General features: G+C 69.4%; 18 protein-coding genes and 1 tRNA gene. 12 read left to right on the top strand and 7 right to left on the bottom strand.

Annotated elements, in window-relative coordinates; translation table 11 throughout:
- The first annotated feature begins 129 nt into the window (after positions 1–129).
- From SACGLDRAFT_RS14130 to SACGLDRAFT_RS14105, 7 genes are all read left to right on the top strand, one after another.
- A complete protein-coding gene (locus SACGLDRAFT_RS14130; protein WP_005465500.1) occupies positions 130–552 on the top strand; it encodes a hypothetical protein in 423 nt (140 codons plus the stop codon).
- Positions 553–584: 32 nt separating this feature from the next.
- Positions 585–1,463: a bifunctional DNA primase/polymerase gene (locus SACGLDRAFT_RS14125; protein ID WP_005465499.1), complete on the top strand. Its 879-nt coding sequence runs from the start codon at positions 585–587 to the stop codon at positions 1,461–1,463.
- The gene (locus SACGLDRAFT_RS14120) at positions 1,463–1,771 is read left to right on the top strand and encodes a DUF4326 domain-containing protein (RefSeq protein ID WP_005465498.1); all 309 of its coding nucleotides are present in this window, start codon (positions 1,463–1,465) and stop codon (positions 1,769–1,771) included. The genes SACGLDRAFT_RS14125 and SACGLDRAFT_RS14120 overlap by 1 nt, the downstream gene beginning before the upstream one ends.
- Positions 1,771–3,216, top strand: coding sequence for a DUF3631 domain-containing protein (locus SACGLDRAFT_RS14115; protein WP_005465497.1), 1,446 nt, complete (start codon positions 1,771–1,773; stop codon positions 3,214–3,216). Before SACGLDRAFT_RS14120 ends, SACGLDRAFT_RS14115 begins: the two co-directional genes overlap by 1 nt.
- Before the next feature lie 122 nt (positions 3,217–3,338).
- The gene (locus tag SACGLDRAFT_RS21945) at positions 3,339–3,530 is read left to right on the top strand and encodes a helix-turn-helix transcriptional regulator (protein ID WP_005465496.1); all 192 of its coding nucleotides are present in this window, start codon (positions 3,339–3,341) and stop codon (positions 3,528–3,530) included.
- Complete coding sequence (locus SACGLDRAFT_RS14110) at positions 3,530–4,942, top strand: tyrosine-type recombinase/integrase (RefSeq protein ID WP_005465494.1); 1,413 nt, start codon at positions 3,530–3,532, stop codon at positions 4,940–4,942. Before SACGLDRAFT_RS21945 ends, SACGLDRAFT_RS14110 begins: the two co-directional genes overlap by 1 nt.
- A gap of 40 nt (positions 4,943–4,982) precedes the next feature.
- Positions 4,983–5,972 carry an HNH endonuclease gene (locus SACGLDRAFT_RS14105; RefSeq protein WP_040919078.1) on the top strand — a complete coding sequence of 330 codons (990 nt, stop codon included), beginning with the start codon at positions 4,983–4,985 and terminating at the stop codon, positions 5,970–5,972.
- Positions 5,973–6,136: 164 nt separating this feature from the next.
- On the opposite strand, the gene SACGLDRAFT_RS14100 is transcribed toward SACGLDRAFT_RS14105, so the two are convergent.
- Positions 6,137–6,210: transfer RNA gene (locus SACGLDRAFT_RS14100), tRNA-Leu, on the bottom strand.
- A 209-nt stretch (positions 6,211–6,419) separates the two neighbouring features.
- Here SACGLDRAFT_RS14100 and SACGLDRAFT_RS14095 point away from each other — a divergent pair.
- A complete protein-coding gene (locus tag SACGLDRAFT_RS14095; protein WP_005465492.1) occupies positions 6,420–7,034 on the top strand; it encodes an ANTAR domain-containing response regulator in 615 nt (204 codons plus the stop codon).
- A 7-nt stretch (positions 7,035–7,041) separates the two neighbouring features.
- On the opposite strand, the gene SACGLDRAFT_RS14090 is transcribed toward SACGLDRAFT_RS14095, so the two are convergent.
- Together SACGLDRAFT_RS14090 and SACGLDRAFT_RS14085 are read right to left on the bottom strand one after the other, a co-directional pair.
- Positions 7,042–8,424 carry a hypothetical protein gene (locus tag SACGLDRAFT_RS14090; protein WP_005465491.1) on the bottom strand — a complete coding sequence of 461 codons (1,383 nt, stop codon included), beginning with the start codon at positions 8,422–8,424 and terminating at the stop codon, positions 7,042–7,044.
- Between the two features lie 235 nt (positions 8,425–8,659).
- Positions 8,660–9,103, bottom strand: a complete 444-nt coding sequence (locus SACGLDRAFT_RS14085; protein WP_005465490.1) for a PaaI family thioesterase — start codon at positions 9,101–9,103, stop codon at positions 8,660–8,662.
- Between the two features lie 84 nt (positions 9,104–9,187).
- Between SACGLDRAFT_RS14085 and polA the strand changes: the two genes are divergently transcribed.
- Positions 9,188–11,893: a DNA polymerase I gene (gene polA / locus SACGLDRAFT_RS14080; protein WP_005465489.1), complete on the top strand. Its 2,706-nt coding sequence runs from the start codon at positions 9,188–9,190 to the stop codon at positions 11,891–11,893.
- Between the two features lie 84 nt (positions 11,894–11,977).
- Positions 11,978–12,580 (top strand): Rossmann-fold NAD(P)-binding domain-containing protein, encoded by a 603-nt coding sequence (locus SACGLDRAFT_RS14075; protein ID WP_005465487.1) that lies wholly within the window; start codon positions 11,978–11,980, stop codon positions 12,578–12,580.
- A 39-nt stretch (positions 12,581–12,619) separates the two neighbouring features.
- On the opposite strand, the gene SACGLDRAFT_RS14070 is transcribed toward SACGLDRAFT_RS14075, so the two are convergent.
- The 3 genes from SACGLDRAFT_RS14070 to SACGLDRAFT_RS14060 are packed head-to-tail and all read right to left on the bottom strand — an operon-like array spanning position 12,620 to position 15,241.
- On the bottom strand, positions 12,620–13,498 hold the full coding sequence (locus SACGLDRAFT_RS14070) for a GNAT family N-acetyltransferase (protein ID WP_005465485.1): 879 nt from the start codon (positions 13,496–13,498) through the stop codon (positions 12,620–12,622).
- Between the two features lie 19 nt (positions 13,499–13,517).
- Entirely contained in the window at positions 13,518–14,396 is an 879-nt protein-coding gene (locus SACGLDRAFT_RS14065) for a GNAT family N-acetyltransferase (protein ID WP_005465484.1), read from the bottom strand.
- Positions 14,393–15,241: a class I SAM-dependent methyltransferase gene (locus SACGLDRAFT_RS14060; protein ID WP_040919076.1), complete on the bottom strand. Its 849-nt coding sequence runs from the start codon at positions 15,239–15,241 to the stop codon at positions 14,393–14,395. The genes SACGLDRAFT_RS14065 and SACGLDRAFT_RS14060 overlap by 4 nt, the downstream gene beginning before the upstream one ends.
- Before the next feature lie 268 nt (positions 15,242–15,509).
- Between SACGLDRAFT_RS14060 and rpsA the strand changes: the two genes are divergently transcribed.
- Positions 15,510–16,985, top strand: a complete 1,476-nt coding sequence (gene rpsA, locus SACGLDRAFT_RS14055) for a 30S ribosomal protein S1 (RefSeq protein ID WP_005465481.1) — start codon at positions 15,510–15,512, stop codon at positions 16,983–16,985.
- A 113-nt stretch (positions 16,986–17,098) separates the two neighbouring features.
- On the top strand, positions 17,099–18,298 hold the full coding sequence (gene coaE / locus SACGLDRAFT_RS14050) for a dephospho-CoA kinase (protein ID WP_005465480.1): 1,200 nt from the start codon (positions 17,099–17,101) through the stop codon (positions 18,296–18,298).
- 69 nt (positions 18,299–18,367) lie between these two features.
- Here the strand turns inward: coaE and SACGLDRAFT_RS14045 are convergent, their stop codons facing one another.
- Complete coding sequence (locus tag SACGLDRAFT_RS14045) at positions 18,368–18,892, bottom strand: DUF402 domain-containing protein (protein ID WP_005465478.1); 525 nt, start codon at positions 18,890–18,892, stop codon at positions 18,368–18,370.
- Positions 18,893–18,946 lie beyond the last annotated feature (54 nt).

Below are 18,946 nucleotides of genomic sequence, written 5' to 3'. Positions count from 1 at the left end.
GCCCTCCCGCACCGTTCCCTGCCCCTCAAAAAGCATCCGCAACACCAGGCGACGTGCTTCCCCAAGCCGCGTCGCCACGGCACCCCCTACCCACCTGTAGCCACACAGAGTGACGATAGGAGTCCCGTTATGGGTTGGCTGTTCTCCACCCGCCGCGATCCCGACGACCCCCGCCAGTTGCAGATCGCCGTCCACGAACTCGGGCACGCCTGGGCGTGGCGTGACGGCGGCCTGGAAGTCCGAGGAGTCGAGCACACCGGCGACGACGGTGCCTGCCACGTCCGCTACTACCCGCAGCCCGGGCAGCTTCGGGCGTTCGCGATCGGCTGCTGGGCCGGGTTCGAGGCCGAAGACCGCTGGCTGCGTGCGAACAGGCTGGGGCGCGCTCGCCGCGGCCACAGCAGCCACGACATCCGCCTGTTCCGCGACGCGGTCCGGGAACTCGGCGGCGGACTGTCCGAGGGCAAGGCCCGCGCACTCGTCACCCGCCGCTGGGCGCACATCGAGCGTCGAGCGGCGGAGCTGGTCCGTCTGGGCCGCATCCACCTCTGACCACGGCCTCGCGTGAGGAAGGAGTTGCCCCGATGTCCAGTCAGGATGTGTTGCGGGAGTGGGCGCTGTACTGCGCCGCGATGGGCTGGCACGTCTTCCCCCTCGTATCCGCCTCTAAGCGGCCCGCGGTCCGGGGGTGGGAGGCCCGCGCCACCATCGACCGCGACCGCATCGCGCGCTGCTGGGGCAGCGGCGCGTTCAACATCGGCCTCGCTACCGGGCCGTCGCGGCTGTTGGTGGTCGACTGCGACACCGCCAAGCAGCCCGGTGAGGTCGACGGTGCCACCGCCCTCACCAGGCTCGCCGACGAGCGTGGCGTGGAGCTGCCCGCGACCTACACCGTGGCCACGCCCTCGGGTGGCCGTCACCTGTACTTCACGCTCCCGCCGGGGGTGCGGCTGCGGAACACGGCTGGGCAGCTCGCGCCGCGCATCGACACCCGCTCTGGCGGCGGCTACGTCGTCGCGCCCGGCTCGGTGTTGGCCGAGGGCGGATACGAGCTGGCCGACGACACCGACCCGGCCCCGCTGCCCGGCTGGCTGCTGCAAGTCCTTTGCGAACGTCCCGCGCCCGCTACCTCGTCGGCGGGTGTGGGGCCGGTGGCGCGGCCGAGCGCGTATGCCGCCAGCGCGTTGCGCGGGGAGTGCGACGAAGTGCGTTCCGCTCCGCCCGGTCGGCACAACGAGGTGCTGTCGCGGGCGGCGTACCGGGTGGGGCGGCTCGTCGGCGGCGGGCTGCTTGATGCCGAGCACGCCCGCGCCGAGCTCACCCATGCCGCCCACGCCCTCGTGTCCGCCGAGTGCGGCTGCACCCCGGCCGAGGTCACGCGGGTCATCGCCGCCGGGCTGGCCAAGGGCCGCACCCAGCCCCGCAGCCTGCCGTCGCGTTCGGATGCGGAGGTGGCGGCGTAATGCATTCCCCTCACCGACCTCGCCGGATACAGCGGCGCCGGGGCAGGGCACTTCCGGTGGGCGCGGTCTACGTGGGTCGCCCCACCCGGTTCGGCAACCCGTTCCGCTGCGCAGCCACCCCCGCCGCTCGTGCTGCGGCTGTGGCCCGCTACCGCGCCTGGATCACCGGCAGGCCCGACCTGCTCGCCGCCGCCCGGACCGAGTTGGCCGGACGGGACCTGGCGTGCTGGTGCCCGCTGGATGGCCACCCCTGCCACGCCGACGTGCTGCTCACCATCGCCAACCCGCCCGCCCAGGAGCGTGCCTGATGCCCACACCCGATCCCCTACTGTCGGCCATCGACGCCCTAACCGAGGACACCGACCCCACCGCCGCGTGTGTGCAGTGCGGCCGAGAGCGCGGGGAGTCGCCGTCACCGGACTTCTGCTCCGAGAACTGCCAGGCCGTCTGGCACGCCACCCACACCGGCACCGCCAGCGTGGCCGACGGCGGCGCGACCCCGAGTGCCGAGGTACCCGAGGCCGCTCCGGAACGGCCCTTGTCGTGGCTCGGGCCGCCCCCGCCGGGGGAGGAGTCCGGGGCGAGCGTGCTGGATGCGGTGCGGGAGTTCGTGGCCCGCTACAACGCCTTCCCGAGCGAGCACTGCGCCCCCATGCTCGCCCTCTGGTATGCCCACACCCACGCCGCCGACCACTTCTACGTCACCCCGCGGCTGATCCTGGACTCGGCTGAGCCGGGCAGCGGCAAAACCCGCGTGCTCGAGGTCGCCCAGTTCCTCGTCCGTGCCCCGGAGATGACGATCTCGGCCACCACCGCGGCACTGTTCCGCATGGTGGCCGACGGGCCGGTGACGATCCTGTTCGACGAGGTCGATGCGATCTTCAACCCGAAGAACGGCGGCAACAACGAAGACCTCCGCGCGATGCTGAATGCCGGGTACAAGCGCTCGGCCACCATCGCCCGCTGTGTGGGCGACGCCCGCGCGATGAAGGTGGAGCGCTTTCCCGTCTACGCCCCGGCCGCGTTGGCCGGGATCGCGGGGCACATGCCGGCCACCATCACCACCCGCGCCATCACCGTGCACATGAAACGCCGCCGCGCCGACGAACACGTCGCCGAGTTCTGGGAAGAAGACGTCGAACGCGAAGCCCGCCCCCTGCGCGAGCGGCTGGCCGCGTGGATGACCGCCGTGGGGGAGCGGGTCGGGGCGGCCCGGCCGACCATGCCGCCCTCGGTGCGGGACCGCTCCGCCGAAATCTGGCGGCCCCTGATCGCCATCGCCGACGAGGCAGGCGACCACTGGCCCGAAACCGCCCGGGCGGCGTGTGAGTACTTCGTGGCCAACGCCGCCACCCAACCCGACAGCCTCGGCATCCGCCTCCTCGCCGACCTCCGCCAGCTCTACATCCACCGCGACACCGACCGCATGACCACCGCCGACATCCTCACCGCCCTACACAACCTCGACGAAGCACCCTGGGCCGAGTATCAGGGCAAGCCCCTCGACGCCCGCGGACTGGGCAAACTCCTCGGCAAATACGGCGTCCGCTCCGGCAACATCCGACAACCCACTGGAGCGGTAGCCAAGGGCTACCGGCGCGACGGTGACGGCGGCCTCGCCGACGCCTGGAGCCGCTACCTGCCCGCAGCCGCTACTGCCGCTACTGCCGCTACACCGCAGGTCAGCGCTGTAGCGGACACGGCGGGTGTAGCGGATGTAAGCGCTACACCTTCGCGATCGTCGCGCGTGTAGCGGCAACAACCGCTACACGCTCACCATCCGCTACGCCTCTGACCAGGCACGTAGCGCTTGTAGCGCTTGTAGCGGACATCTCCGGCTCACTGCCCAGCATCACCACGCAGCAAAGGACAGGAATGGGTCAGCGTCAACAACTCACAGTCGCGCAGCTCTGCGCAGAACTCGACATCGCTCGATCAACCTTTTACGAGTGGCGCGCCAAGGGACGTGCGCCGAGGTGCATCAAGCTGCCGAACGGAGAGATCCGTATCCGCCGGAGTGATCTCGATCGGTGGCTCGACGCTCACACCGAGGAGGCCGCTGCTTGATGGAGACGACTTTCGAGGTCCGTATCTGGCAGCTCAGGGAGAAGATGGGCCGCTCGCAGAACGGTAAGCCAGGGCGCAAGTCGTATGTCGTTCGCTGGTCGGTGGGCGGCAAGGAACGGTCGAAGTCGTATGCCACCCGCTCCCTCGCAGACAGCTTTCGTTCCATGCTTGTATCTGCGCAGAAGGCAGGGGAGGCCTTCCGCGTGTCGGATGGTCTTCCGCTGAGTGTCGGCCGTGACCTCGACGACAAGCCGTGGTTCTCTTTCGCTCAGGAGTACATCGACATGAAGTGGCCACGGGCGGCGGCGAAGTCCCGTGCCGGTAACGCTGACACGATGGCGACAGCGACGCTCGCCATGCTCACATCGGCGCGAGGCAAGCCCGAAGACAAGGTCTTGCGCCGGGCGATGACTGGCTGGGCCTTCAACACCAAGCGGCGAACTGGTGACAAGCCAAGGGATGTCGAGAAGGCGCTGCGCTGGCTCGACGGGAACACCTTGCCGGTCTCCCGGCTGGAGGATCCGGCTGTTGTACGTCGCGTGCTCGAACAGTTGGCGTTGCGGATGGACGGCAAGCCTGCGGGGGCCAAGACGGTCGCTCGGAAGCGGGCTGTTCTTTACAACGCGCTTGAGTACGCAGTCGAGAGGCGGCTGCTTCGGGTGAACGGACTCCGAGACATCAAGTGGACTGCGCCCAAGGAAGTCAAGGCCATCGACAAGCGCGTGGTCATCAATCCGGAGCAGGCCCGTCGCCTACTCGCCGCCGTTGGTGAACAGCGTGTCGACGGACAGCCTCGCCGGTCCTCTGGCCCGATGCTCGTCGCCTTCTTCGGAGCCATGTACTACTCCGGGCTGCGGCCGGAAGAGGCCGCGATGCTCCGCAAGCAAGACCTACAGCTCCCGTCCTCTGGATGGGGCGAATTGCTCATCTCGGAAACAGCCCCGACCGCAGGGGCCGCATGGACCGATTCCGGGAAGCGCCGGGACAGGCGGCAGCTCAAGCAGAGGGGGAAGGGCGAGATCAGGCATGTACCTTGCCCTCCGCCGCTCACCGAGCTGCTGCACGCACACATCGAGCGTCATGGAACGGCTGGGGACGGTCGCCTCTTCCGCAACCTCGTCGGAGGAGACATTGCCGAATCGACCGTGGCCAGGGTGTGGGACAAGGCGCGGAAGACGGCACTCACCGAAGCCGAGTACACCTCTGTGCTTGGAAAGCGGCCGTACGACTTGCGCCACGCATGCGTGTCGACGTGGCTTGCGGCAGGCGTGCCGTCGACTCAGGTGGCTGAATGGGCAGGCCATTCCGTTGCGGTCCTGCACCAGATTTACGCCAAGGTCCTCGCTGGGCAGGAGGACGCCGCACGAGAACGAATCAACCGCGTGCTCGGCTTGCCGAGGGAACTCGATTGAACAAGCCACGTCGTTAATCTCGCGCAGCTAGCCTGCTTTCATGGGAATTTCCGACGTCACACGTCCTGCGGTGCTCGCAGCGATCGCTGAACACGACCAAATTGGCCGAGACGACTTCTTGGCGAAGTACGGGTACGGGCAAGCACGCTCGTACTTGCTGCTCCACGAGGGGAACAGCTACGACTCGAAGGCGATACTCGGTGTTGCTCATGGCTATCTCGAAGGACGGGAACCACTGCAAGCGCAAGAGTTCTCGGGCGGTGAGCAGACGGTCGCGAGGAGGCTAAAGGCGCTCGGATTCCAGGTGACTTCGTCCCGACCCCCAGCGTGGGTGCGGGACGAAGTCATCCTCGCATGTGATCTTGTGTTCGAGAACAACTGGTACCGGTTGTGGGCGGACGACCCGCGCATTCACGAACTGTCAGAACTGCTACAGCTCCTTCCGCTGCACCCACCGGAGGTACGTGGGCCCAAGTTCCGGAACCCGAACGGGGTTTCGAGAAAGACCGCCGACATCGCCACCTGGCATCCCGACTACACCGGTAAGCCCACCAAAGGCGGCGCGATTGACCGAGAAGTGCTGCGGGACTTCCTTGAACGGCCTGACGAGATGCGCGCTGCTGCCGCGGCGATCAGGGAAGGGGCAAAGCGTGGCCTCTTCGAGGAGATCGCATATCCGCCTGCCGAGGAGGAGAGCGATGAGCCCGCGGCGGCTGAGGGGCGATTGCTTGAGAGGCGTCACCTGGCTCGGGAGCGCAACCCGAAGCTACGGAGGCGCAAGATCGAAGAGTTTCTCAAGACACACGATCGGTTGGCGTGCGAGGTCTGTGGCTTCGACTTCGGCAAGGTCTACGGCGACCGCGGGGAGGGCTACATCGAGTGCCACCATGCAGTCCCGCTGCACGCCTCAGGAGAGACGACAACCCGCTTGAAGGACCTCGTGCTGCTGTGCTCGAACTGCCACCGCATGATCCACCGCACATCACCCTGGTTGACGCCGGACGAGCTCCGAGAGCTGGTGAGCCGGTAAGCGGCTACGCGCCCGTTCTGGCGAGCTGCCCTACGCGCGAGACCGCGAATAGACCGCAGCCAGCCGGTGACGACGGGACGTAGCCGGACACGGCCGGACAGTACGAGAACGGCCCCTCACCGCGTTGTGCCTGGTGAGGGGCCGTTTCGTGTGGTTACAGCCAGTGCCCCCGGTGCGACTCGAACGCACACTGGACGGATTTTGAGTCCGCTGCCTCTGCCGATTGGGCTACGGGGGCGTAGTCCGTAGTTTACTGCCCGTCGCTCCACCGGGTGGCGGCGGGGTTAGCTTAACGGCAACATGCCTGTACAACGGCCGTATCAGAGTTCGGGATGATCACAGTACGTGGTGAACGCCATCCCGACCGCGCCCTCGATTACCGGTAATCTCGAGGTAGCGGACTACCGCCCCAATCCAGACCCGTCGAACGTTCCCAGGAGGAATCCGGTGACCGAAGCGGCTACCGAAAGCAACGATGCCGCTCCCGCTCCGCAGCGCCGCGTTCTCGTCGCCGAAGACGAGGCGCTGATTCGCCTTGACCTCGTCGAGATGCTTCGCGAAGAGGGCTACGAGGTGATCGGTGAAGCGGGCGACGGGGAAGAAGCCATCAAGCTGGCCTCGGAGCTCAAGCCCGACCTCGTCATCCTCGACGTCAAGATGCCCAAGCTCGACGGCATCGAGGCGGCCGCGAAGATCGCCGGTGACCGCATCGCCCCCGTGGTGATCCTCACCGCGTTCAGCCAGCGCGACCTCATCGAGCGCGCCCGCGAGGCCGGCACCATGGCCTACCTGGTGAAGCCGTTCGCCAAGCGGGACCTCGTGCCCGCCATCGAACTCGCCGTCAGCAGGTTCGCCGAACTCCAGGCCCTGGAGGCCGAGGTCAAGAGCCTGAACGACCGGCTGGAGACCCGCAAGCTCATCGACCGCGCCAAGGGCCTGCTCATGACCCACCAGGGACTCACCGAGCCCGACGCCTTCCGCTGGATCCAGCGCACCGCCATGGACCGGCGCACCACCATGAAGGCGGTCGCCGAAGCGGTCATCGAGAACATCGGCAAGTAAGGCCCGCTCACCCCGGCCCGGAAGGTCGATCCGGCGTGGCCGACGCCCGCGCCGTGAAAGCGGCTCTGCGTGCTGCTTTCGCGACTTTCCCGTCGGGGTGGTACTGGCCGAACACGCGGAGCGCGGCGGCCGCGCCGGGATGGTCGAGTCGCCGCAACACGTCGAACACTCCTTCCTCGCCCGCGGCGACCGTGGCCGCCAGCAGCTCGCCGATCCGGTCCGGGGGATGCTCGACGTCGACATCGCAGAACATGTCGGCCGTCAACCACGCAACGTCGTGGTCGGTAAGGCTCATCCCCGCCGACTCACCCTCGCCCAGAGCTCGTTTGGCATAGGGGCGCAGCGCCGGCACCTCCAGCAGGTCGTGCCAGACCTCGTGCGCTTCCGGGCCGAGTTTTCGGAGCAACGCGGTCGCCGCGGCACGCTCGCTCGCACCGCCCGCCACCGCGACGGCGGCGAGTTCGCTCGCGGCCTCGGCCGCCGTGCGGGTCGCCGACCACGCCCGCCACTCCGCGTCGACCTGTTCGGCGGTGCCCAACAGCGCCACCGACACCATGTCGGCCGCGCTCATGTGCTCGACGGCGGGCAGGAGCGGGATGTCCACCTCCGCCTTGATCTCCGACCACAGCGCGAACAACCCCAACGCCGTCAGCCGCACCGTCCCGGCGTGAATCTCCACCGCGCCCAGCTGAACCAGCCGCCGGTACAGCACCTCGGCGGGATCGCCGCGCTCCGCCACCCACCGGTCCCAGACCGCCGCCGACCACTCGCCGTCGGCGTCGAGCATCGCGACCTCACGAACCATCGCGCTCAGCTCCGCCAGGCCGAGACCGCTCTCCCTGGCCGCGAACAAGGGCAGCACGGTGGCTCCGGCCCCGTGTAACCGCAGCCGAGGTTCCCCGGCCAACTCGGTGTCGAGGGAAAGACTCCACGCGCACAGCGAGGCGAACGCCTGCTTCCACAGACCGAGCACGGTGGCGTCGTCACCGTCCGGCCAGGAGTCCACACCGGACGCCACGGTGGCGGTGTGCCCGGCGCAGTCGAGAAACCCGAGATCGTCGGCGAGCTCCCACCACTGCGCGATCTCGACCGGTGTGGGCGCGAGCCCGCCGGGCACGGTTCGGGAGGCCGACAACTCCTTCACCGCCAGCGCCGCGTCCCGCCTTGCCAAACCGCCCGTCGCGTCGTCCACGACACGTCCGTCGCCGACCCACAACGCCAGAGATCGGGTGGCCGACAGCCACGGACTCCGGCGCGCCGCAGCGGCGAGCTCCGCCTCGGTCGGCAGTCGCAGCGGCGAGAGCCGGTCGGTCCCCAGCAGCTCGCGGTAGTGCGGATAGCCGGAAGCGGCGGGCTCGTCGAGGTCGACGGGACGCAGGTGGGCGGGCATGGCGGCAAGGCTAACGGCCGGAAGGCGCGGCAAGCAGACGCCGAACGGTCACGACCCCGTGGCGCGGAAATGGCGCTGCCACCCGACTTTCCCCGGCTGAACTGGCTTTTCGCCGAGACCGGGCGAGGCGTCGCGGCGCGGGTTTCCACCGTGTCGGGGGACATCGCGAACGGTACCGCTCGCGGCTGTCCGCGGAATGTCCATCCCGGACTCGGGAGGGCGGGGGACGAGCCTCTCAGGCGCTCGGCTTGCGGCCGCGCACCATGCAGGTGAGGCGCGCGGTGCAGGTACGCCGTCCCGACTCGTCGGTGATGACGATCTCGGAGGTGACCGTCGAGCGGCCGACGTGCAGGGGAGTGGCCACCCCGGTCACCGACCCCGAACGCACCGCACGGTGGTGGGTGCACGACAGCTCCAGCCCCACCGCCAACCTGTCGGGACCGGCGTGCAACGCAGCGAGGACCGACCCGAGCGACTCGGCCAGGACGGCGTTGGCGCCTCCGTGCAGTAACCCGAAGGGCTGAAGGTTGCCCTTGACCGGCATGGTGCCGCTGACGCGTTCCGGGGTCAGGTCCACGAACGTGATGCCGAGCTTGTCGTTCAACTGCTGCTCGGCGATCTCGGGGGAAATGCCTGACAGGAGGGCGCGCAACCGCTCCTCGGACGGGTTCTCGGTCACCGGCGTGGCTCCCTGGGTCGGGTCGATCGGAGTCGCTGCCGAGGGGCAGCGAGGCTGTCGGACGTTCACCCTAGACTCACGAGCGTGAGCCCCAACCAGAACACCTCCGTTGCGAACGACACACCGCGGCTGCTGCTCATCGACGGCCACTCGATGGCGTACCGGGCCTTCTTCGCGGTGCCCGCCGACCGGTTTCGGACCTCCACCGGGCAAGTCACCAACGCGGTGTTCGGGTTCACCTCCATGCTGATCAACTTGCTGCGCGACGAGGCGCCCACCCACGTGGCCGTGGCGTTCGACGTCTCGCGCAAGACTTTCCGCTCGGAAGCGTTCGCCGACTACAAGGCGAACCGCTCGGCGACGCCCGACGACTTCAAGGGCCAGGTCGAGCTGATCAAGGAGATCCTCGCGGCGTTGTCCATCCCGGTGCTGGCGAAGGAGGGCTACGAGGCCGACGACCTGATCGCCACCCTGACCACGCGGGCCGGCGACGACTACGAGGTCCTGATCTGTACCGGCGACCGCGACGCGCTGCAACTGGTCAACGACTCCGTCACCGTGCTGTATCCGCGGAAGGGCGTCTCCGACCTGGTCCGGTTCGACCCGGCCGGGGTGCAGGAGAAGTACGGGCTCTCGCCCGCGCAGTACCCCGACTTCGCGGCCCTGCGCGGCGACCCGTCGGACAACCTGCCCGGCATCCCCGGCGTGGGAGAGAAGACGGCGGCCAAGTGGGTGCGCCAATTCGGCTCCCTCGCCGAGCTGATCGACCGGGTCGACGAGGTCAAGGGCAAGGTGGGCGACGCGCTGCGGGCCCACCTCGACTCCGTGATGCTCAACCGCCAGCTCACCGAGCTGGTGCGCGACGTGCCGCTGGAGCTGGGGCCCGAGGACCTCAAGGTGCGTTCCTGGGACCGCGACGCCGTGCACCGGTTGTTCGACGAGCTGGAGTTCCGCGTGCTGCGCGACCGGCTGTTCGCGTCGCTGTCCAACGCCGAGCCGGAGGCCGACTCCGGCTTCGAGGTCGCGGGCTCGGCCCTGCAACCCGGCACGGTCGCCGACTGGCTGTCCAAGCACGCCGGAGCGGGCACCACGGTGGGGCTGGCGTTCGTCACCACGGGATCGTCGGTGTCCTCCGACGTCAGCTCGATCAGCCTGGCGACCTCCGATGCCCAGGGAGCCTATCTCGACGTCACCGCGCTGACCGAGGACGACGAACGCGCCCTGGCCGACTGGCTGGCCGACGAGGAGATCCGCAAGGTCGGTCATTCGCTGAAGACGCCGCTGCACGCCCTGCGCGCCCGCGGCTGGCGGCTCGCCGGGCTGGTGATGGACACCGAACTGGCCGCCTACCTGGTGCGGCCGGGACAGCGGTCGTTCAAGCTGGACGATTTGGTGCTGCGCTACCTGCAGCGGGAGCTGCGCGCGGAGAACACCCGGAATGACGGGCAGCTGTCGTTGCTCGACACCGACGCCGACAACCAGGTCGTGCACGACGAGCTGGTGCGGGCGCGCGCGATTCTGGAGCTGTCGTCGGCGCTGGCCGACGAACTCGACAACACGGGCGGCACCGCGCTGCTGCGCGACATCGAACTACCGCTGCTGTCGGTGATCACCGAGCTGGAGGCGGCCGGCATCGCGGTGGACGCCGACGCGCTCACCACGCTCGAAGCCCACTACTCGAGCCGGGTCAAGCAGGCCACCGAGCAGGCGTATCGCGTGATCGGCAAGCAGATCAACCTGGGCTCGCCGAAACAGCTCCAGGTGGTGCTGTTCGACGAGCTGGGAATGCCGAAGACGAAACGCACCAAGACCGGCTACACCACCGACGCCGACGCGCTGCAGACGCTGTACGAGAAGACGGAACACCCCTTCCTGCAGTACCTGCTCGAACACCGTGACGCCACCAAGCTGCGGACCACGGTGGAGGGGCTGATCAAGTCGATCGCCGACGACGGCCGTATCCACACCACCCTGCACCAGACGATCGCGGCGACGGGCCGGCTGTCCTCGGTGGACCCCAACCTGCAGAACATCCCGGTGCGCACCGAGGAAGGGCGCCGTATCCGCGAGGCGTTCGTGGTGGGCGAGGGCTACGCCGAGCTGATGACCGCCGACTACAGCCAGATCGAGATGCGCATCATGGCGCACCTGTCCAACGACGAGGCGCTCATCGAGGCGTTCCAGTCGGGCTTCGACTTCCACGCGGCCACGGCGGCGCGCGTCTTCGGCGTCGACCCCACCGAGGTCACCGGCGAACAGCGCGCCAAGATCAAGGCGATGAACTACGGGCTCGCCTACGGGCTGTCCGCCTACGGCCTGTCGCAGCAGCTCCGCATTTCCGCCGAGGAGGCGCGGGGCCTGATGGACGAGTACTTCCTGCGCTTCGGCGGGGTGCGCGACTACCTGCGCAGCGTGGTTGACCGCGCGGCCAGGGACGGCTACACGCAGACCATCTTCGGTCGACGCCGGTACCTGCCCGACCTCACCAGCGACAACCGGCAGCGCCGCGAGATGGCCGAGCGCATGGCCCTCAACGCCCCGATCCAGGGCAGCGCGGCGGACATCATCAAGGTCGCCATGCTCGGGGTGCACCGCGCGCTCACCGACGCGGGCCTGCGCAGCCGCGTGTTGCTCCAGGTGCACGACGAGCTGGTGCTGGAGGTCGCCGAGGGCGAGCGGCAGGAGGTGGAGCGCCTCGTGCGGCGCGAGATGGGCTCGGCCTACGAGCTGTCGGTGCCGTTGGAGGTGTCGGTGGGCTTCGGCCGGTCGTGGAACGACGCCGCCCACTGAACCAGCCCACTGAGCCACGGGGCCGAGAACGGGCTCACATCGTCCGACCGGTTGAAAAATCGCTCGTCCGGGTACATATCAAATATGGCTCCGACAGCATTGATCCTCGCCGGTGCGGGCATGTTGAGTGACGTAGTACGCGATCTGGTCGGCCACGGCTGGCGCGTGGTGGTTCCTTCCCGGCGGTACGCGCCGGTGCCGGCCGACGGTGATATCCCGCCCACCGGCCGCGCAGTGTGGGTGGAGGCGCACTGGGACCAGCCAGAGGAGCTGGCCCGGCGCGTGGCGAAGACGGTGGACGGCGAGCCCATCGACCTGCTGGTCACGTGGCTGCACGAGGCCTACCGGGAGCCGGTGCTGGAGGCGGTGGAACCCTTGCTGTCGCCCACGGCCCCCGCGGTGGAAGTGCAGTCGATGACCGAGGCCGCTCCGGTGCCGATCCAGCCGTCCGGCAGGCCCACCCAGTACGTCTTCCTCGGCGACGTGTCCGCGTTCGACGACACCCGCCCCCTCGGCCAGGCAGAGATCGTCGCGGGAGTGCGTGCCGCCGTGGAGCAGGCGCTCGCGGGCGCGCCCTCGGCGCGACACGAGATCGGCCACCGTCGTCCGTACCCCGCGATTCCGCGTCCCCGGGTGCACGGCATCGTCGGCGCGATGCCCAGGCACCCGTTCTCGGCCACGGGCTAGGGGGCTAGGGCGCCCGGCGCCCCCTTCCTTCCGCGCCCTTCAGCGCAGCGCCGACGCGGGCTCGCACTGCCAGACCGTCCACAGCGGCCGGTAGCCCTGCCGGTGCCAGAACGCCGCGGCCGGGGAGTCGAGCGGGCTGTACCAGGTGAGGCTGCGCTCCAGCCCCCGACGTGCGAAGACGTCGTGCGCGGCGGCGACGAGCGCACCGCCGACCCCGCGCCCCCGCTTTCGTGGATCGACCAGGAGCCGAACGATCCACCCCCAGTTGCCTTCCGGGAGCAGGCTCGCGAAGCCCGGCGTCCGCCGATGCGCCTCCCCGAGGCGCATCATGCCCGCGAGCGGTTCCCCGGTACGGGACCCGCTTTCCGCCATCCACTCGCTGCCCGGCGAGGTCCCGTCGAGAAAGCTCTTCGGCACGAGGGACGAACACCGCTGCGAAGGCTCCGCTCGCCGGACAAGGCGTGCGACGGCCCCGGCGTCACGGGAGCTCGACCGCCGGACCGCCACCGACGCCGCCCCGGACGGATTCCGGGGCGTGGCGCCGACACGCACACCCAGCGCGAGCACGGGCACCAAGCCGTGATCCAGCAGCGGGCGAGTGCAATCGGCATCCAGGCTGGGCCAGGCCAGCGTGCACACCGAGTCGGCGGGCACGGGAGTGCGGTCGAGCCGGGCGCGCAGAGCACGTAGCACGGCCTCCATGCCCTCGCCGCCGTGGTCGCCCAGCAGCGGGGTCAACGCCCACACCCGGCGCCCCCGCTCGGTGCGTATGTCGAGCAGGCCGGCGACCTGCGTGCCGCGCGCGAGCGTGGCGACCAGCATGTCGCCCCGGTCGGGAACCGTGGTGGGGGGAAGCAGCGGGTCGAGCGAGGCGTGTCGTTGGGTCTGCGCGGCCACCAGGCCGCTCGGGTCGGTCATCGCGCACCGTGTGTCCTGCTCAGCGCACCGCGGTCGCGGGGCGAGCCTCCCAGGTGGTCCAGAGTGGATGGTATCCCCGGCGGTGCCAGAACACCGAGGACAACGCGTTGTGGGGACTGTAGAACACGTAGGTGCCGTGCGCTCCCCGCGCGCGGAACCGCTCGTGCGCGACCGCGGTCAGCGCGCGTCCGACGCCCCGACCACGGGCCTCGGGCGCCACCGACACGGTGTGCACTTGTGCCCAGGACCCCGACGGCAACCGTGGGTGCGGGGCGGGGTGACGGCACAACGCTAGCCCCACGACGACGCCGTCGGCCTCGGCGACCCACATCGGCTCGCCCACCGACACCGCCCGTCGCAGCGCCCCCTCCAGCAGCTCCGGGGCGTCGTCCCTCGGCACCGCCGCACCGACCGAGACGGCGTAGCGCCACTCGGCGAGCCACAACTCGCGCAGGTCGTCCACGAGGGCGTCGTCGGCCACCGACCTGATCTCCACGCCCACGCGACCACCGGGGACCTCGCCGGACTCGCGAGTGGCCTTCCGGACGGCGAGCACCGCGCGCGGGGCGAAACCGTGCCAGACCAGGGCCTCCGCCGCGGCGAGGTCACGACTGGGCCAGGTCACGCTGCACGCCGAGTCGGGGCCCGGATTCTCCCGGCGCATCCGCCGCCGCAGCGCGGTGAGCAGCGCCGACATCCCGTCCGCTCCGGTGTCCGGGGACACCGGAGCCAGCTCCCACACCAGGCGCGGATGCCACAGGGCCGACCAGCCGTCGTGCCGGGCGCGGTAGAGCACCGCCGACACCTCGCCCCCGCCCGCGACGGTGGCGGTCAGCCGTTCCCCCTCGCCGGGATCGACGGCGTCGGGCAGCAGCGGGTCGAGCCGGGCGAAGCTCACGGCCGTTTCACACAGCAGAAGACGGCGGTGCCGGGAAACAGCTTGCCGCGCAGGGGGCTCCACTGACCCCAGACCCGTATGTGCCCGTCGGGCCACTCGGGTTCCACGAGGTCGGTGAGGTGGAAGCCCGAGGCGTGCAACGCGCGGACGTAGTCGCCGAGGGTGCGGTGGTACTCGACGTACGTCGCCCGGCCCTCGGCGTTGACCTCGACGTACGGCGTGCGGTCGAAGTACGGCTGCGTGACGGTGAGCCCGTTCGGTCCGGGGTCGTCGGGAAAGATCCAGCGCAGCGGGTGCGTGGTCGAAAAGACCCAGCGACCGCCGGGCCGCAGGACGCGGAAGAGCTCCCGGAAGACGACCTCGACGTCCGGTACGAACGGGATGGCGCCGAACGCCGAGCAGGCGACGTCGAAGGCGGCGTCGGCGAACGGCAGGTGCTGGGCGTCGGCTTGCACGAGCGCCGGACGCAGGCCGGTACGCCGATTGCCGTCCAGGGCATGGCGGAGCATGCCGCCCGACAGGTCGAACCCGACGACCCGCGCGCCACGGGAGACGAGCCAGCGGGCGCAGGGTGCCGAACCGCACCCCACTTCCAGCACGTCGGCGTCCGAGACGTCGCCGAGCAGCCGGGCGTCCTCCTCGCGCAGGCCCTCCGGACACCACACGAAGTCGGCCTCGCCGAGGAAGTCGCCGTGGGTGTCGTGATAGGCGTCGGCGTCGGCGTCCCACCAGGCCAGATTGGCCGCCGTGGCCTCGGCGGCGTCCACGTCGCGATGGGCGACGCCGGTGGTGCCGAGCACCGCCTCGGCCTCGGCGTGACGATCGGGAGAGTTCGTGTCGACCACCTCGCCATTGTCGGTGTGTCGTAGCCCGTGGCGGGGGGCAGACCCCTGATTGTGCCGGGGCGACGTCTCCGCGTAAGATGACAATCAGCGCAGTGGGTTCGCGCTGCCTTCGGCCCAGCTGACACATGCTGGATCTCGGGTTCGCGCACCATTCGGTGATGTCGCGGCCGTTCTGCCCGAACTGCTGAGACCGTCATCGTCGTTCCCACCCCGCGCACGCAAACTGCACATCCACGAGACCAAGCCGCTAACCGGAGCAACCCACCTAATGACCATCGACACCACCACCGCCCCGAACGCCCAGGCGAAGCAGGTCGCCGTGAACGACATCGGGACGGAGGAAGACTTCCTCGCTGCTATCGACAAGACAATCAAATACTTCAACGATGGCGACATCGTGGAAGGCACCATCGTCAAGGTCGATCGCGACGAAGTGCTGCTCGACATCGGTTACAAGACCGAGGGTGTCATCCCGTCCCGCGAACTTTCCATCAAGCACGATGTCGACCCGGCCGAGGTTGTCGCCGTCGGTGATGAGGTGGAGGCTCTTGTCCTGCAGAAGGAGGACAAGGAAGGCCGTCTGATCCTCTCCAAGAAGCGCGCCCAGTACGAGCGCGCCTGGGGCACCATCGAGGAGCTCAAGGAGAAGGACGAGCCGGTTCGCGGCACGGTCATCGAGGTCGTCAAGGGCGGCCTGATCCTCGACATCGGTCTGCGCGGCTTCCTGCCCGCCTCGCTCGTCGAGATGCGCCGGGTGCGCGACCTGCAGCCCTACGTGGGCCGCGAGCTCGAAGCCAAGATCATCGAGCTGGACAAGAACCGCAACAATGTGGTGCTGTCCCGCCGCGCCTACCTGGAGCAGACCCAGTCCGAGGTCCGCAGCGAGTTCCTCAACGCGCTCGCCAAGGGCCAGGTCCGCAAGGGTGTCGTCTCCTCCATCGTCAACTTCGGTGCGTTCGTCGACCTCGGCGGTGTCGACGGTCTGGTGCACGTGTCGGAGCTGTCCTGGAAGCACATCGACCACCCGAGCGAGGTCGTCGAGGTCGGCCAGGAGGTCACGGTCGAGGTGCTGGACGTCGACATGGACCGCGAGCGCGTGTCCCTGTCGCTGAAGGCCACCCAGGAAGACCCGTGGCGTCAGTTCGCCCGCACCCACGCCATCGGCCAGATCGTGCCGGGCAAGGTCACCAAGCTCGTCCCGTTCGGCGCGTTCGTCCGCGTCGAGGAGGGCATCGAGGGCCTGGTGCACATCTCGGAGCTGGCCGAGCGCCACGTCGAGATCCCCGAGCAGGTCGTGCAGGTCGGCGGCGAGGTCATGGTCAAGGTCATCGACATCGACCTGGAGCGCCGTCGCATCTCCCTGTCGCTGAAGCAGGCCAACGAGGGTTACAGCCCCGACGCCGAGTTCGACCCGACGCAGTACGGCATGGCGGCGGAGTACGACGAGCAGGGCAACTACATCTACCCCGAGGGCTTCGACCCCGACACGCAGGAGTGGCAGGAAGGCTACGAGAAGCAGCGTGAGGAGTGGGAGCGGCAGTACGCCGAGGCTCACGCTCGCTACGAGAAGCACATGCGCCAGGTCGCCGAGGCGCAGGCGGCCAACGCCGCCGCTGCCGCCGAGGCCGCCGGTGGCGAGACCAGCTACGGCTCCTCGCAGTCCGACCAGGAGCGCTCGGGCGGCACGCTCGCCAGCGACGAGCAGCTCGCGGCCCTGCGCGAGAAGCTGTCCGGCGGTGCGTGAGTAGCACCTGAACGGTCGTAAGTTCGTGGCCCCGGTCCCGTGGTGGACTGGGGCCACATTCTTTCTCAAGGCTTTTCGCTTCCGGACTGGACACCGGTGATTGAATACGGCCCATGTTGCGTGTGGGACTGACGGGTGGGATCGGAGCCGGAAAGTCGACCGTGGCCGCACGGCTCGCCGAGCACGGCGCGGTGGTGGTCGACGCCGACGCGATCGCCAGAGAGGTCGTGGAGCCGGGCACCGAAGGGCTCGCCGAGGTCGTGGCGGCCTTCGGGGAGGACGTCCTCGACGAGACCGGGGCGTTGAACCGCGGCGCCCTCGCGGCCAAGGCCTTCGCCGACGACGAGTCCCGGCAACGGCTGAACGCGATCCTGCACCCCAGGATCGGCGCGCGAACCGTGGAGTACTTCGCCGAGGCCCCGGCCGACGCGATCGTCGTCCACGACGTGCCCCTGCTGGTGGAGAACAACCTCGCCGCGGGATACCACCTGGTGATTGTGGTGGACGCCGACGAGGACGTCCGGGTGCGCAGGCTCGTCGAGTCCCGTGGCATGGCGGAAGCCGACGCACGCGCCCGAATCGCCGCGCAGGCCACCACCGAGGCCCGCCGCGCGGTGGCCGACGTGTGGCTGGACAACAGCGGCGACCGGGACACCGTGCTCGCGCGGGTGGACCGGCTGTGGACCGAACGACTGGTGCCCTACGAGGCGAACATTCGACTGCGACGGCCTCGGCCCCCGGCCTCTCCCGTCCTTGCCCCACCCGACGAGACCTGGCCCGTCCAGGCCGAACGCGCCCTGGCGCGGATGCGCGCGGCGGTGGGCCACGTGGCGCTGCGGATGGACCACATCGGGTCCACCGCGATTCCCGGCCTGCCCGCCAAGGACGTCCTCGACTTCCAGATCGTCGTGCCCACGTCGGCCGACGCCGAGGCGATCGCCGAGCCGCTGTCCGACGCCGGGTACGTCCGCGACGACGGGGAGTGGTGGGACGAGCCGCTCGGTGACGAGAAGCGATGGACCAAACACCTGCACTTCGGCGCCGACCCGGCACGACCGGCGAACGTGCACGTACGGGTCCAGAGCACCCCCGCGTGGCGGCGGGCGCTGTTGTTCCGCGACTGGATGCGGGCGAACCCGGACGAGCTCGCCGCCTACGCCGAGGTGAAGAAGCGGCTCGCGGCCGAGCACGCCGACTCGGGAACGGTGGCCGGCTACGCCGAGGACAAGCAGCCGTGGGTCAACGCGGCGTTCGGCAGGGCCGAGGAGTGGGCCACGCGCACGGGGTGGACGCCCGACACGCCGGCACGGTGATCTCGTGGCGAGGGCACCGCATCGGCACGGTGCCCTCGCCGGAACGGAGCTCGACGAGCCGCGCGGGGATCAGTCGAGCGACGGGTGACGACGCCACGTCGTGGGCATCCCGATGCTCGCCAGCCACCGAGGCAGGTCGTAGTCGTGCGCGGTCAGCGCCTCGACGGTGCGGTAGGTGCGCTCCAGGGCCTCCCGCGCGGTGTCCACGGGGAGCAGCCCCTGCGCCACCGCCTCCAGCAGCTCGTCGGTGTCCAGCACCGTGACCCGCTTGCCCGCACGGACCGCCAGGTCCAGGTACAGGTCCGTGGTGGCCCACTCGGTGTCGTGGACCTCCACCGACACGACGTCGATGTAGAAATCCTGATCCAGCTCGTGTCCGGGGTTGAACCAGAAGTCGGTGACGCGCAGCCCCAGCTCGGGCAACAGCCACGATTCGAGGTAGTGGAACTGGGGTCGGCCGGGAGCGGGCCGGGCCATGTAGAGTCCGAACTCCTCCAGCCGGAACTCCTCCACGGCTCTGCTGACGCCCTTGGGGTCGATGTTGACGCCTGCGGACAGATCGAAGCGCTCGCGCTTCGGCGGATGTGCGCCCATGCCCGCACATCCTGGTGGATTCGGGCACCGGGAACCAGAGCGTGGGGGAGTGTT

This window comes from Saccharomonospora glauca K62 (assembly GCF_000243395.2).
Lineage (GTDB): Bacteria > Actinomycetota > Actinomycetes > Mycobacteriales > Pseudonocardiaceae > Saccharomonospora > Saccharomonospora glauca.
This window is presented reverse-complemented; position numbering and strand designations above follow the sequence as displayed.